This is a genomic window from Spirosoma taeanense, from assembly GCF_013127955.1.
Taxonomy (GTDB): Bacteria; Bacteroidota; Bacteroidia; order Cytophagales; family Spirosomataceae; genus Spirosoma; species Spirosoma taeanense.
Map to the genome: position 1 here is coordinate 789,156 of NZ_CP053435.1, position 15,147 is coordinate 804,302.

Below are 15,147 nucleotides of genomic sequence, written 5' to 3' on the forward strand. Positions count from 1 at the left end.
TTTTTAACGAACTTTACCGCCCTGAAAAACCTTTTTCAGGAAAGGATTGAGGAGCCATGATCGAACTACCCGTAATACCCTCCGAACAACAACGTAAGAAACGCCCCGACTGGCTGCGCGTGAAGCTGCCTATCGGTCCTGAATATGCCAAAGTCCGCAAACTGGTTGACGAGCACAAGCTGCATACCATCTGCGAAAGCGGCAACTGTCCCAACATGGGCGAGTGCTGGGGGGCTGGCACGGCTACGTTCATGATTCTGGGTAACGTTTGTACCCGTAGCTGTACGTTCTGCGCCGTAGCGACGGGTCGCCCGAATGAATATGATACCGACGAGCCCCGGCGCGTGGCCGAAGCCATCGTGCTGATGAAGGTCAAGCACGCCGTTATTACGTCGGTCAACCGCGATGAGCTGAAAGATCGGGGCGCCGAAATCTGGTACCAGACGGTACGGCTCATTAAGGAAGCTTCGCCTGCAACGACGATCGAAACGCTCATCCCCGACACGAAAGGAAACTGGGAAGCCTTGGAACGGATGATTTCGGCCGGGCAAGAGGTTGTCTCGCACAATATGGAAACCGTCGAACGGCTTTACCGGCGCGTTCGGCCGCAGGCGCGGTACGAACGCAGTCTGGAGCAGATTCGCCGGACAAAGGAGTACGGTCAGCGCACCAAATCGGGTATCATGCTGGGGCTGGGCGAAACGCACGACGAAGTGTTCAAAGCCATGGACGATCTGGCCCAAAACGGACTCGACGTGCTGACCCTGGGGCAATACCTGCAGCCCACAAAAATGCACCACGAGGTCATTGAGTGGATTCACCCCGAAACGTTTGCCATGTACCGGGAAGAAGGTCTGGCCCGGGGCCTGAAATACGTCGAATCCGGCCCGCTGGTACGGTCAAGCTACCATGCCGAGAAACACGTGAATGTATAGTTTGCCCGAAATGGGTAAACAATTAGGCTCACCCGCTTATTTTATAAGAAGAGTCCGGACGGAACGTTCGGGCTTTTTCTTTGTTGCATGAAAAAATACGACTTCATCATCGCCGGGGGCGGCATGGCGGGTTTGAGTCTGGCGTATTATCTAAGCCAGTCTGCCTTACGCGACCGATCGATCCTGATTCTCGATCGGGAACCTAAAAACCGTAACGACCGAACGTGGTGTTTCTGGGAGCATGGGGCCGGCCCGTTTGAGCCGATTCTGTTTCGGAAGTGGAACACGGTCAGCTTTCACGGAACTACGCATGCCGGCCCACTCGACATGGGCGAGTATCAGTACAAAATGCTGCGCAGCATTGATTTCTACGATTTTGTGCAGAACGAACTGGCCCGGTTTCCAAATATTGAGCATCGGCAGGCAACGATTAACCGGATCAAAGATACCCCCCAGGGTGGGTTTGTTATTGCCGACGATGAGCCGTTCATTGCCGACTACGTCTTCGACAGCACCTTCGCGCTGAAGCTCGACCAACCCGAAAATCACAACCTGCTACAGCACTTTAAAGGCTGGGTTATTAAAGCTGAGAAGCCCTGTTTCAACCCAAAACAACCGGAACTGATGGATTTTCGGGTTGAGCAGCATGGCGATTGCCGGTTTGTGTATGTCATGCCTTTCGATACGCAGACCGCGCTTGTGGAATTTACCCTGTTTAATGGCAGTCCGCTGAAGGCCGACGAATACGACGCTGACCTGCGGCTGTATATCGACCGGTATCTGGATACGGGCAATTACCAGATCTGCGAAACCGAAGCGGGCGTGATTCCGATGTCGGATGAGCCTACGCACGAAAATCCTTCTGAACATATTGTCCGGATTGGCACAGCGGGCGGATATACAAAACCGTCAACGGGTTACACCTTCCAGCGTACGCAGCGTTACCTGCGCGATATTGTCAAAAACATTGTTCAGACGGGTAAGGCTAACCGCCAGCTTCCCTGGTTCAGAAGTCGCTTTAAGTTATACGACAGTGTGCTATTGAATGTACTGGAACAGCGCCGTCATCCGGCCGATGACGTATTTACGCGGTTTTACGCCGAAAATCGGCCTGCTACGGCTTTTCGGTTTCTGGACGAAGACACCAGATTTCTGGAAGAACTTCGCATCTTCGCCACCATGCCATGGTGGCCCTTTACCGCGGCATTCTTCGATGTGCTGCGCCGGAAAACGTTCAACGGTTAGGTAGAATAGGCCAGAAAGGCAAAAGAGCGACTGTTTTCAGCCGCTCTTTGCGCTAACTACCAGCCTAATTAACAAAGGATAGAAACGGAAAGCGTAGAGGTCTTCATTTGTATTCTGGCCGGTCTGCTGATAGGGTATATACAAGGCCAAACCGGGTTTATACGTTGGTCGTGGGTGGTTGAACGTTTATCAATGACGTACACAAAGGTCAGATATAGCTTTATAGCAGACTTTCAAATTGGGGACAAAGACTGTCGAATTGGGGACATCTTTTTCAATACCTGCCTTAAATGTTTAATAAGCGGTTTTCGGATGGCATAGCGGCAAAGGCAAAAAGTTATAAATGACATCGGCCCTGAGCAGCGCCATCATAACTGGCGCTGCTCAGGGCCGAACTACCTGCTTATGTTCCGCTTATTTCAGGGCAAACTCGGAAGGCGTTTTTTTATAGAACTCCTTAAACACCGACGTAAAGTGCGAAGGTGTTTCGAAGCCGACCATGTAGGCGGTTTCGGATGCATTATGCCCCGCTCGCAGCAACTGGGCAGCCTTGCGCAGCCGATATTGCCGGATCAGTTCGTTAGGAGCCAGATGGGTCAGCGTGTGAACTTTGCGATACAGCGTTTTTCGGCTGATGGACAGTTCTTCGGCCATCCATTCGACCGTTAGCGCTGACTGATCCAGGTGTCGTTCGATTAAGGTATAAACCTGGCGCAGAAACGGATTCTGCACCGTGTCGAGCAGGGAAGAGTCGTCGGGCTGAGTGAGTTGGCGACTGTATTGATCCCGCAGTTTCTGCTGGCGGTTGATGAGGTTAGACAAGCGCAGATGCACTTCATCCAGATTAAACGGTTTAATGATATAGTCGTCTGCGCCGTAGCGCAGACCTGCGATAACATCATCATGCTCCGATTTGGCGGTCAACAGGATAACGGCAATATGATCGGTTTCCGGATGCGATTTTATCTGCTTCGTCAGGTCATACCCATCCATTTCCTGCATCATCACATCCGAAATCACTACGTCGGGCAGTTCCTGCTGCACCAGGTCCCAGCCTTCTTCTCCATTCGCGGCTGACCGAACGCGGTACGTTGGGGTCAGTTCGGCAATGATAAACTCACGTAGCTGATGATTGTCTTCCACAACCAGAATCAAAGGTGTTTCGTCGGATTGCGGGGGGGATGGCACAACTACCGAGTCAGGCACTGGCGTAAGAATGATACGCTTCGGGGCAACCAGCGAGCGATCAACAGGGGCAACCAGTACCTGTACCGGCAAAATCAGATTGAAGCAGGTTCCTGATGTGTCGATTTCGCCGGCGGGCGGGCTTTCAACGGTTATGGTGCCGCCGAGCCGTTCGGTGAGCTCCTTCACTAAAGCCAGCCCGATACCGGTACCCTCATAAGCCCGCGTCCGGGCGCTATCGACCTGGTAGAACCGATTGAAAATGCGTTCGCGTTTATCGGCCGCAATACCAATGCCCGTATCGCGCACCGTTAGCCGGATCAGTGCTTCAGACTGAGCTGAGCCAACAGCAGGGAGGCTATCCGGTATTTCGGTCAAATTAATGGCTACACAGCCTGTTTCGGTAAATTTAACGGCGTTGGAGAGCAGATTATACAGAATCTTCTCCCATTTATCGGCGTCGAACAGATAGTTGCTGGAGAGTAGATCGGCCCGGTAGGTCAGATCAATGTTTTTTATTTCCGCCGATGGCCGAAACACCTCCACTATCTGGCTGACGAAGCCGCCCAGATCACCTGGTTTGTTGACAATGGTCATGGCGCCTGCTTCGAGTTTAGCAATGTCCAGCAACTGATTAATGAGCTGCAGCATATGCTGGGCATTCTGACGAACGATCGAGAGCGAATGAAGATACGGCGTGGGCAGGTCATTTGCGGTCAGCAGTTTGTCAACCGGTGCCACAATTAACGAGAGGGGCGTACGGAACTCGTGAGTGATATTGGCAAAAAAGCGCATCTTCATCTCGTCGATGGCTCGCAGTTCCATTGATTCCCGCAATTGCCGGACGTATTCCGCCGTTTTTTCAATGGTTATGGCCAGATCGCCGAAGTCGATGGGTTTACAGACAAAATCAAATGCCCCCCGGTTCATGGCCGTTCGGATATTGCTCATATCGTCGTAGGCCGTCACCATAACAGTTCGCGCGACCGGATTTACCTCCAGCAGTTTAGCCAGCAATGTCAGGCCATCCATGCCCGGCATGTTGATATCAGACAGCACAACGTCTATGTCGGGCTGCTCCCGAATAATCGCCAGCGCCTGCATCCCGTCGTGAGCATAAATAAACTCGTATTGATTGGCCTGTATCCTGCGCCGGAAATGCTGCTGAAACAGGGCCTCCAGATCGGGTTCGTCGTCGACCAGTAGAATTTTTGTTTTCATTCCTGCGTCAGATTAGCTAGTCTACTTTTAAGGATCTCGAAATCAACGGGCTTCGTTAAAAAATCGTCGGCTCCGAAGCGTATAGCCGCCTGATGGTTCCTGTCGTCGCCATAGGCCGTTACCATCATGACCGAAGGCGGCTTCATGGGGTGTTCATCCCGAATCCGACGTAACAGCTCCAGGCCGTCCATTCCCGGCATATTGATATCGGACAAGACCAGCACGACGCCAAAAGCATGCTGGTTCAGATAGTCAAGAGCCATCTGACCCGAAGAAGCAAATGCAAATGTCAGCTTTCCCGAGCGGATTTCGCGTCGGAAGCGCTGTTCAAACAAGGGTTGTACATCGGGTTCATCATCAACAACTAAAATATTCATGGGTCCTTAGGCTGGTAAGGGAAATTTAATAATAAACTCGGCAAACTTGCCTTCCTCCGTCTGAACAGTCAACTCACCACCATGGCCTTTCGTAATAATGTCGTAGCTGAGCGAGAGGCCTAAGCCAGTCCCCTGCCCAGTTGGTTTTGTTGTGAAAAAGGGCTGATAGATTTTGTCTAAAACGGTCTGGGAAATGCCAATGCCGTTATCGTGAACGCAAATTTCAATGGCGTAGTCGGTACGCCGGGTACTAACCATCACCTCCGGCTGATAATCATCGCCAACCCGCTTCTGCTTTTCAGATACGGCATAAAAGGCGTTGTTGAACAGGTTCAGCAGCACCCGGCCTATATCCTGAGCCACTACCGGAATCAGACCCAGATTCGGATCGAATTCCGTAACCAGACGCGCGTTGAAGCTTTTATCTTTCGCGCGCAGACCGTGGTAAGCCAGCCGCAGATACTCATTGGCTAAGCTGTTCAGATCGGTTGGGTCTTTCTGTCCAGTGCTGGTGCGGGAGTGCTGAAGCATCCCTTTTATAATTGCATCGGCACGCTGCCCGTGGTGCGTGATCTTTCGGAGGTTCTGACCAAGCAGATCCGCCAGATCCAGCGCATCGTTCTGATGGCCAGCCTGCAGTTCTTCGGTCATTTCTTCTACCAGTTCGACGCTGATCGCCGAGAAGTTATTGACAAAATTGAGGGGGTTCTGAATCTCGTGAGCGATACCCGCCGTCAGTTCACCCAGCGAGGCCATCTTTTCTTTTTGAATCAGCTGCCTCTGGGCCGACGTCAGCTCCGACAGGGTCTTTTCGAGACTATCGCGTTGCCGGGCAATCTCGTTCCGTTGCTGGCTAACTTCGGCCGTTCGGACCGCCACTGTTTCTTCGAGCAGGCGGTTGGCAATCCGCAGTTGCCGGGAACGATATCGGATGAACCCCCAGATACTGCCGACCAGCGCCAGAACATAGAGGGTATAGGCCCACCAGGTTTTCCACCAGGGTGGCAAAATGCGAATGTGGAGCGACGTGCTCTGGCTATTCCAGATCCCGTCGCTGTTTGCCGCTTTCATCCGAAACACATAGTCATCGGGAGGGAGACTTGTATAACTCACAAACCGGCGGGTACCGCTCTGAATCCAGTTATTATCCACTCCAACGAGCTGGTAGGCATAGCGGTTGCGTTCGGGCATTACATACGCCAGAGCGGCAAACTCGAAGGAAAGAAAGTTTTCGTCGTGACGTAGCGTGATGACGCTGTCGGTTAATGGACGGTCCCTATCGAGTACTTTAAACTTCGTTACGTAGAGCGGAAATGGGCGGGTATCGTCCCGAATACTGTCGGGGTTAAAGCGGACATACCCGTTCCGGCTCCCGAAATAAAGTCGGTTATTTTTAGTGACAACGGCGTTCTCCACGAAGTCGTTGCTGGGCAGTCCGTCGTTGATGTCGTAGCTTCGGACTGCTTTGGTACGTGGATTATAACGACAGAGTCCCCGGTTGGTGCTAAGCCATAAATTGCCAGCTTTATCGCCCGCTATTGCCACGACGCGGTTACTGGGCAGGCCATCCTGGGTCGTAACAGGCGAGAAATACCCGGTTTTAGGGTCAATTCGATTTAGCCCCCCCTGATTCGTGCCCGCCCAGATAATCCCGTTGGGATCTTCATAGAAAGTCAGGACCTCGTTGTTGTTGAGCTGGCCGGGCCGTGGACCCGCTGTGTAATGCGTAAACTGGCCCGTTGCCGGGTTTAGCCGGCTCACACCTTTTCCGTTGATACCGACCCAGACATCGCCCGACCGGCTGGCCAGCAGGCTGTACACGAACTTGTCCGGCAGCCCGGCCGTATCACCAGCTTTGTATTTGTAGTAGGTGTATTGATGCGTGCGTGGATTAAACGAAGCGATTCCACTTTCGCCCCCCAGCCAGATATCGCCCGTCGGTCCCCGGCTGAGGAGTTGGGCGTTAATGTCTGCCGGATAACGGGTGTACTGCTTTGAACTGGCATTGTACTGGTATAACCCGTCGCGCGTGCCCAGCCAGATACCCAATGGACCGTCCGGCAACAAAGCAAAGATGTAATTCTGGTATTGATCCGAAAAGCCTACTGGCGATAGGGGAAGCTCAGTCAGCTGTTGTTTCTGCTCATCCAGCCGGTGTAGACTAAACTGGTTGGTCAGCCAGACCTGGTCATGGTGGTCAACCAGCAGGCTATGAATCTTATTAACAAACAGGTTAACTGCTCCCTTGCTAGGCTTGATTTTATAGGGCGTAAAGTGCTTTGTATGCGTAATCTGTTTATCAATTCCGTTGCTTGTGCCCACCCAGAGCGTACCGCTTCGATCATGAAAAACAGCCTGGGCGCTCGGACTGCTGAGCCCATTTGGGTTATTGGGATCCGGACGATACGTCACAACCTGTTGGCTGGTCAGATTTACGCGCTGCAAACCATCAGTGGTACCAATCCACAGATCGCCGTCTGCATCGCAGTGAATACCGTCCAGAAAGACGTATTTGTTTATAAGACCGCCGGGGTTGAACGGCACAATCCGGAGCGGCTGACTCCGCAGATTAATCTGAAACACACCGCTGCCGGCCGTGCCGAGCCAAAGCCTATCCTGCTCATCTAAATAAAAAGCGTTGAACGTCGGCTGGGAGGCCGCAGGTGAGTCGAGATACAACGGCGTGAAGCGGCCGGTTTGCCGGTTAAACTGATACAGCCCCTGCCCGGTAGAGACCCACAGCCGATTCTGGTGATCTTCAAAAGCCCGCTTGACCGGAACTTCATTTTTTGGGGATGGGTATAACCGAAAGTGGCGCTTACCTGGATTATAGGCGATTAAGCCGCCATAAGCACTGATCCAAAGGATACCTTGTCGGTCTTCGCAAACAAAAAGCTGGTTATTCCAGCGACTGGCGTTTTTTACCCGAACAGGATGGGGAGTAACGCGACCGGTACGTTTATCTACTTCGTGAAGGCCGCCACCTTCCGTAACGGCCCAGAGTCGGCCAGTATGGTCTTCGCAAAGGCCCGTAACTTTGTTACTCTGAAAGCTATGGTTTGGGTTCGCCGGGTCGGGCTGGAAAACAGTGAAATTATACCCATCGTGCTTGTTCAGCCCATCGTAGGTACCAAACCAGAGAAATCCTTCCCGGTCCTGGTGGATACAATTGATGGAATTATGAGACAGGCCATTCTGGACCGACAGATGCTCAAAGTAATTGTCGGTCTGCTGAGCGTTCAGCCCCTGAAACGGGAGAACGCCAAGCAGAAACAGAAGAAGTAGGCCAACAGCGAATAACTGGTTTGTTATATGATCAGGCGTGCTGAACCTCAGGTCTTTACTAACCTGGCGTCCGCGTACCGCCATCACATACCTCTTCATACGTTCTCGTTAGGCTGGAATTCAAAGCAAGTACATTTTACGTACGCACTATTTCCAGATTATTGATTAAAAGGTGGTGGATTTATTGTGTGTTGGTCTGGAAGCTGTAAACCCTTTAACAGGCTGCCCGGCAGATGCTAATTGCTCAGGATTTAGCCTGATTAGCAGCCTCATTCCAGCCTTCGCATCCGGCTAAATCTTGCCCCTTGCCAAATAACGTGTAGCTTTGCAGCTTAAACTAAGTCATACGGAAAGAGTAATGCCTTATCTTTTCACTTCCGAGTCCGTTTCTGAGGGACATCCTGATAAAGTCGCCGACCAAATCTCCGACGCACTGATTGATAATTTTCTGGCATTTGACCCATCCAGTAAGGTAGCCTGCGAAACGCTGGTAACCACTGGTCAGGTGGTGCTGGCTGGTGAAATTAAAACGGATACGTACTTAGACGTTCAGAAGATCACCCGCGATGTAATTCGCAAAATTGGCTATACCAAAAGCGAGTATATGTTCGAGGCTAATTCATGCGGGATTTTCTCGGCCCTGCATGACCAGTCGGCGGATATTAACCAGGGGGTTGATCGGAAAGTCGACAGCGAAGATTTTGAAACCCGGGCGAATGCTCAGGGTGCCGGCGATCAGGGTATGATGTTTGGTTACGCAACTAACGAAACCGATAATTATATGCCCCTGCCGCTGGATCTGGCTCATGCCATCCTGCGCGAAATGTCTCATATTCGCAATAACGAAAGTCACCTGATGCCTTACCTGCGGCCTGATGCCAAATCGCAGGTAACCATTGAGTATTCAGACGACCATCAGCCTATTCGCATTGATACAATCGTTGTTTCTACGCAGCACGACGATTTTGCTGATGACGACACGATGCTGAAGAAAATCAAGGAAGATATTATCAATATCGTGATTCCCCGGGTGAAGGCCGCTCAGAAGCCTGAGTTGCATAGCCTGTTTACGGACGATATTACGTATTACATCAACCCAACGGGTAAATTCGTGATTGGCGGTCCCCACGGTGATACGGGCCTGACCGGACGTAAGATTATCGTGGATACCTACGGCGGCAAAGGTGCCCACGGCGGTGGCGCTTTCTCGGGTAAAGACCCATCGAAGGTAGACCGGTCGGCTGCCTACGCAACGCGCCACATTGCTAAGAATATGGTAGCCGCTGGTTTGTGCGATCAGGTGCTGGTACAGGTTTCTTACGCTATTGGAGTTGCGCAGCCCTGTGGTCTGTATGTCAATACGTATGGTTCAGCTAAGGTTGATATGCACGACGGCGAAATTGCTGAGAAAATCAGCCAGATTTTCGATATGCGACCCTATGCCATTGAGCAGCGGCTGAAGTTACGTAATCCAATCTATTCCGAAACGGCCGCTTATGGGCACATGGGCCGTAAGAACGAGATCGTGAAAAAAACCTTTGGTTCAAACGGTCACAGCAAAGAGGTTGAGGTAGAATTGTTTACCTGGGAGAAGCTGGATTTCGTCGATAAAATTAAAGAAGCCTTTGGGCTGTAAGCCGTATTTGGCGGCCGCTTAACAAAACGAAAGCCACTCCGAATGGAGTGGCTTTCGTTTTGTTAAAAAACTAGGTTATAACTCATCGGGTTCAAAAACCTCATCTTCTGTTATTCTGGATTTAGCCTCCGTAATAGCCGGGCTGGAAAAGTCGTTTCGCTTCTGTTTGCAGCGAACGAGTTTGTCTTTCAGAACGTCAAGTACCCGGTCGGTTGCGCTTTCGAAACTTTTGTCGTGTTCTTTCACGAACAACTCTTTGCCGGGGATCGTAAGACGAACTTCGACGATTTTTTCTTTAACTCGATTCGAGTCGGCTCCGTCCAGCCTTAAAAACACCTCACCGCCAATAATACGGTCGTGGAAGGTGTCCAATTTGTTCAGTTTAGCCTGGATAAAATCTAACAGGCTCTGATCTGCCGTGAAATGTACGGCGTGCATTTGTAGTCTCATTGTGTCGCTTTTTAAGTGAATTGAACAGAACAGCAATGGACTATCTAAGTTTGGGGTTACCAACTAGAATGTCAAGTGCTGCTATAAAAGATACAATTGTGTTTCACGAGTCAGATTACGCAAAGGGTGGCCATAAGTCAGATTGAGCAATTTACGTCTAACCGTGGAACCCCCTTTGGCTAAAGTTCTTTGTAAAGTATAATTTAGCTCCTTTACTCTATATAGATAACTGCTGGCGAGTGAGTTTTGATTTACTTTTTTCGCCACAAATCGGTTAGCGGCTGGTACTGAAGAGGTTCTAGTGCGTCGTTTTCCATACTTTGCGCAGGCTGATCCAGCCACCTACTGCATTAGAATACAATTGCCCCTGATCGACAGCAACGGCCGTCCGGAGTTCAGAGCCCCCCAGCCAGGTAAGCGGCCACGTAAGCCAGGCCGCGCCAGAAACCTGCGGTACCGGTTCAACAAACCGAAACCGATGGGTACCGAAATTACGGCTTACCGACAGTCGGGATTGCCAGCGAATACCACTTCGTCCAACCGTTCCGGCCAGTCCGATATGAGCCATCTGCACTCGGTTGTTTGCAATGGCCCATATCCGTTTGTTTGGCTCGTTCTGCCGTTCCGGACGGAGGTCGGCCCGACGCGACAGAAATGGCGTGCCAATCACGCGTTCATGCTGCGTCCAGCCGTTGATATACTGAAAGTTGTTGAAGTAGTCGTCCTGCCCATCATAACGTCCCGTATGCACCAGCGAACCGCTCTGGCTCATCGTATTAAGGAATTCCAGCAGAAGGTGCCGTATCTGAAAGCCGCCTGAACTGGCACCTTGATGCTGTAGGCGCAGGCCATACAGCCCATCCGGGAAATTGACGAACGCCGTTCCGGACTTATCCTCAAACGGATGCTGATAATAACCCATTGTCTGCCACTGCCCCAGGCGGGTTTCAAGGCCAAAGTCTATTGAACCCAGATGATTACCAAATCGGTTGATTCCGTCGAAGGCTGTATGCGTAGCGGATTCAAGCTCATCGGGTTGTTTGGCTGTGATGACGTACAGGTAATCCCGAAACGAGTCGGGCAATTGCCCATTCCGGGCTACACCGCTGGTCATATAGCGTGAATGACCTCCCCACTGGGCGCTGTGGAGGACGCCCCCGGTCAGGCGCACCCGCCAGTTGGGGCGACCAATGCGTACGTAGAATGCTTTCTGGTGAAGATACGACTGTTGAATTGAGTCCGAATTGGCAAACCAGCCGTGGGCGTAAAAGGCGTGAACGGAAATGATGTTACTGGTAAAGCCCAGGGGCATGAATTGATTGGTGCCCAGCTGAAGCTTTGTAATAGGCAGGGCATTCCCCGACCACGAATAAAAACCCGAAGAAAGAGTGGAGTCGCCCAAACCAATGATTTCTTTCTTTCGCCCAACCCATAGACTGAAATAATCCCGGTCAATCGATGCAAAAGCCTGTGGTAGGATAACGCCAGACTGGTTACCAAGATGACCAACCGCTTCCAGCCCGTAACTCAGCCCTCGATTGAGCCCTTTGTGTAGGTTACCAAAACGACCGTTTGTACCAACTGTCACAAAACCGGCTGGACTGTTACGGGGAACGATGCCGTACTGATTAGCCTGAAGCCAGAAAGGCGTTCGATTACCGGATGCCGCCAGGCCAGTCAGCTCAACGCTATAGATTGCTGAATGGCGTGAGGGTATAGCTGAAGAATCTACCTGAGCAGTTACGGCCCTGGTAACCATCAGGCCTATAGCAAACGAAAGAAGCCTTATCTTCACAGATACAAATAGTTGAGTAGTGAGCAGAACTGGTAACCCTTTACGTGTTCACTACATACTTTATACTTACTCTAGTGAATGCAAGGTACTAAAATTAATTTTCAAAAAAGGTTATTTGGTAACAAATATTGTCTCCGTATAATAACGCATGAAATAATCTATTACGTCTCGATATAAATGAGAAAGGGGCTAATGGTCTGGTAAATAGTCAGATAAATAGTTAGGCGCATTGTTGGTCTACCTAAATAGAACAAGATAAACTCAGATATACTTGTTTGTGATATATTAAAAGCGTAAATATATTTCTAGGGGTAAGGTCATCAATTGTTTTTGGTGTAGTTTTGTCTACTAACCTTAATCCGTAGTGTATGCAGTTGTTAACAATCGTCTGTCAGACCGTAAAAAGAGAGTTTAATACGTTCACGTCACTAATGAGCGGTTTAAGCTAACCTAAAGACTCATTGAGCAGGGGTTGCTTACGTAACTGCTCATATTCGGGGGAAGAAAACAAGGCTGATAAGGCGGATAGATCGCCTGGCCGGTGTAAATCGCTGCCAATGAAATCAACCCAGCCTTTTTTGAGCAGCATACGAGCCTGTATTTGCGCGCGTTCGCCGTAGCGACCCGTTAAAGAGGCCCAGTTGAGCTGAAACAGGCAACCTGTCTCGTGGAGGTGGATGAGCGGAGTAGGATCGTCGTAATAATAAACATAACGTTCAGGATGAGCCAGGACAGGTGTATAACCCCGTGTTCGTAAGCGGAACAGCAGTTCGTCCAACTGATGCGGGGCAGCCGCCCAACCAAGTTCAAACAACAGATAACGCGCTGAACCAAAGGTTAACAGCTCATCAGTGTCGATCATCGCCGGAAAAAACTCGTCGAGCAGGTACTCAGCTGCAACCTCTATCTGTAACCCAGGAGCGTGTTCGTCAGCTAATGCCTGCAACGTAGCTTGTCCTGCTCGCAGCCCGGCCGACGTATTGGGATACCAGTCACGGCTAACATGAGGGGTTGTAATCACCTTTTGAATGCCCCAGGCTGCTAATTGCTTCAGGCACAGAACGGCCTGATCCGGATTGGTAACGCCATCGTCAATGCCGGGAATAAGGTGTGAATGCATATCAACCCGCCAGTAGCAAGGCTCGGTCATGTCAACCGTTGTCGGTGTGGAGAACGAATTGATTGCCCGCCGGATTGTTTGCCAGAAATGCATAAAATAGTTGTTGTACTCACTTTTACTGGTCGCTGATTGACCCTGTGCTAAAGCTAATACGCTTTTGCGCGAAAGTTAGTTTTAATTAGTTAAACCTGCTTCTACTCACGGGATGGTAACAGCCTCGAAAGCAATGGACAGTTATTTATACTAATCCTTTCCTTTTAACGTAAAGCCTTAAAATGTTGGTGTACCAGCTGATAAGATAAAAGGCTTGTCGACCAGTCGTGATCTAGTTATAATAACTTAAGAATACTATGACCATTCTTTTAACGGGTGCAGCCGGTTTTATTGGATCACACCTAACCAGGCAGCTGTTGGCCGCTGGACATGTGGTCATAGGGCTGGATAACTTCGATGATCAATATGATCCGGCTCTCAAGCGCCAGGCTATCCGACCGTTTATTAGACTGGCCAACTATCGACTTGTAACAGGCGACATACGTGATCAGGCCCTGTTGGCCGAAGTGCTGAGTCAGTATCGCTGCGACACGGTGGTGCATCTGGCCGCCCGAACCGGAGTAAGAGCTTCGGTTCATGAACCTGCCTTATGTATTGATGTAAACGTAACTGGTACACTGGCGCTGCTGGAAGCAATGCGGGTTTCGAACGTACGACGCCTGGTGCTGGCTTCTTCTTCCTCTGTTTATGGTAACTCGAGCTTTGTGCCGTTTCGAGAAGATGACGAAGCAAATGGTCCCTTATCCCCGTACGCCATGTCGAAGCGGTCGGCGGAACTACTCGCTCACACGTATCATCATTTATACGGATTTGATGTGGCCTGCCTGCGTTTCTTTACGGTGTATGGCCCCCGACAGCGACCTGAAATGGCCATTAGCAAGTTTACTGCCCGGCTACTTGATGGCAAGCCTATAACGCTCTATGGTGACGGCAGCACAACTCGTAACTATACCTATGTTCAGGATACGGTAACGGGCATTATTCAGGCTATTCACCACCTTGGTGGATTCGATCTGCTGAATATTGGCGGAATGGCTTCCATTAGTTTGAGCGAGTTAGTTCACCTGATTGAGCAGGCAGTAGGACAGCGAGCCATTATCAACTGGCAACCTGCTCAACCGGGAGATGCTCAGTCAACCTGTGCTGATCTGAGGCAGGCCCAGGCACGTATCGGGTATTATCCGTCGGTTTCGATCAAGGAGGGGATTGGCCGGTTCATAAATTGGTATAAGAAACAAGCCTTAAACCAACCAATAGTATAAGCATGCCCCGGATAGTGCTTGTTGTTATTACCGGCCAGTATGTGTTAACTTATCATACCGCTTATTTATGATGTATATACATTTAATTGAAGTTTAATTCCAGAAATTACTTAGTAACAAGTGGGTGACATACCTTTGTATCATAAACAAAACACCACCAGTTACTATGAAACGCTACATGGCCATTCATCACAAAGGAAATGCAACTACTTTCACCGCCGTTGAGTCCGTCGAACATGCACGAGCGCACCTGTTAAATCTGCTTAACACCCGTAAGGCCAGTTCTAAAGATGCCATGTCTATTGTGGAAACAACTGAAGATAAGCTGTTGTATTACAGAAAAAAGAACACGATTGAAAGCCTGAACGGCATGGATGTGTCGACCGATAATTTTCGGGAGCTATTCGCCCGGTATATTCAATCGACATTGAATCAGTTAGGGTACGTAGCGCATTAATCCCCTATACGTCGGGTTTCCAGCCCTTTCAAAGTGAAGAGGTTAATTACCTGAAGTGACTAATGAAGTCAAGAGTGAGTGTAGCGAATTAGTATATATATAGTAACAAACGGGAAGGGACGATC

The 15,147-nt window shown here is 50.3% G+C and carries 11 protein-coding genes; 5 read left to right on the plus strand and 6 right to left on the minus strand.

Translation table 11 applies throughout. The features are described 5' to 3' along the window. The first annotated feature begins 56 nt into the window (after positions 1-56). Together lipA and HNV11_RS03405 are read left to right on the plus strand one after the other, a co-directional pair. Positions 57-935 carry a lipoyl synthase gene (gene lipA, locus HNV11_RS03400; RefSeq protein WP_171738322.1) on the plus strand — a complete coding sequence of 293 codons (879 nt, stop codon included), beginning with the start codon at positions 57-59 and terminating at the stop codon, positions 933-935. An 87-nt stretch (positions 936-1,022) separates the two neighbouring features. Further along, positions 1,023-2,180 carry a lycopene cyclase family protein gene (locus HNV11_RS03405; protein ID WP_171738323.1) on the plus strand — a complete coding sequence of 386 codons (1,158 nt, stop codon included), beginning with the start codon at positions 1,023-1,025 and terminating at the stop codon, positions 2,178-2,180. A gap of 414 nt (positions 2,181-2,594) precedes the next feature. Here HNV11_RS03405 and HNV11_RS03410 read toward each other — a convergent pair whose 3' ends face one another. Genes HNV11_RS03410 through HNV11_RS03420 form a run of 3 tightly spaced genes read right to left on the minus strand, consistent with a single transcriptional unit; the run spans position 2,595 to position 8,347 of the window. Beyond that, entirely contained in the window at positions 2,595-4,586 is a 1,992-nt protein-coding gene (locus HNV11_RS03410) for a hybrid sensor histidine kinase/response regulator transcription factor (protein WP_171738324.1), read from the minus strand. Then, positions 4,583-4,963, minus strand: coding sequence for a response regulator (locus HNV11_RS03415; protein WP_171738325.1), 381 nt, complete (start codon positions 4,961-4,963; stop codon positions 4,583-4,585). The genes HNV11_RS03410 and HNV11_RS03415 overlap by 4 nt, the downstream gene beginning before the upstream one ends. A 6-nt stretch (positions 4,964-4,969) precedes the next feature. After that, complete coding sequence (locus HNV11_RS03420; RefSeq protein WP_171738326.1) at positions 4,970-8,347, minus strand: two-component regulator propeller domain-containing protein; 3,378 nt, start codon at positions 8,345-8,347, stop codon at positions 4,970-4,972. A 259-nt stretch (positions 8,348-8,606) separates the two neighbouring features. Between HNV11_RS03420 and metK the strand changes: the two genes are divergently transcribed. Next, on the plus strand, positions 8,607-9,884 hold the full coding sequence (gene metK / locus HNV11_RS03425; RefSeq protein WP_171738327.1) for a methionine adenosyltransferase: 1,278 nt from the start codon (positions 8,607-8,609) through the stop codon (positions 9,882-9,884). A gap of 75 nt (positions 9,885-9,959) precedes the next feature. Here the strand turns inward: metK and HNV11_RS03430 are convergent, their stop codons facing one another. From HNV11_RS03430 to HNV11_RS03440, 3 genes are all read right to left on the minus strand, one after another. Further along, positions 9,960-10,334 carry an HPF/RaiA family ribosome-associated protein gene (locus HNV11_RS03430; RefSeq protein WP_171738328.1) on the minus strand — a complete coding sequence of 125 codons (375 nt, stop codon included), beginning with the start codon at positions 10,332-10,334 and terminating at the stop codon, positions 9,960-9,962. 298 nt (positions 10,335-10,632) lie between these two features. Continuing rightward, on the minus strand, positions 10,633-12,129 hold the full coding sequence (locus tag HNV11_RS03435; protein ID WP_171738329.1) for a capsule assembly Wzi family protein: 1,497 nt from the start codon (positions 12,127-12,129) through the stop codon (positions 10,633-10,635). 445 nt (positions 12,130-12,574) lie between these two features. Further along, positions 12,575-13,342: a tyrosine-protein phosphatase gene (locus HNV11_RS03440; RefSeq protein WP_171738330.1), complete on the minus strand. Its 768-nt coding sequence runs from the start codon at positions 13,340-13,342 to the stop codon at positions 12,575-12,577. Between the two features lie 257 nt (positions 13,343-13,599). On the opposite strand from HNV11_RS03440, the gene HNV11_RS03445 reads away from it, so the two are divergent. Further along, complete coding sequence (locus HNV11_RS03445; RefSeq protein WP_171738331.1) at positions 13,600-14,565, plus strand: GDP-mannose 4,6-dehydratase; 966 nt, start codon at positions 13,600-13,602, stop codon at positions 14,563-14,565. 166 nt (positions 14,566-14,731) lie between these two features. Beyond that, entirely contained in the window at positions 14,732-15,022 is a 291-nt protein-coding gene (locus HNV11_RS03450; protein WP_171738332.1) for a hypothetical protein, read from the plus strand. The last annotated feature ends 125 nt before the right edge of the window (positions 15,023-15,147 follow it).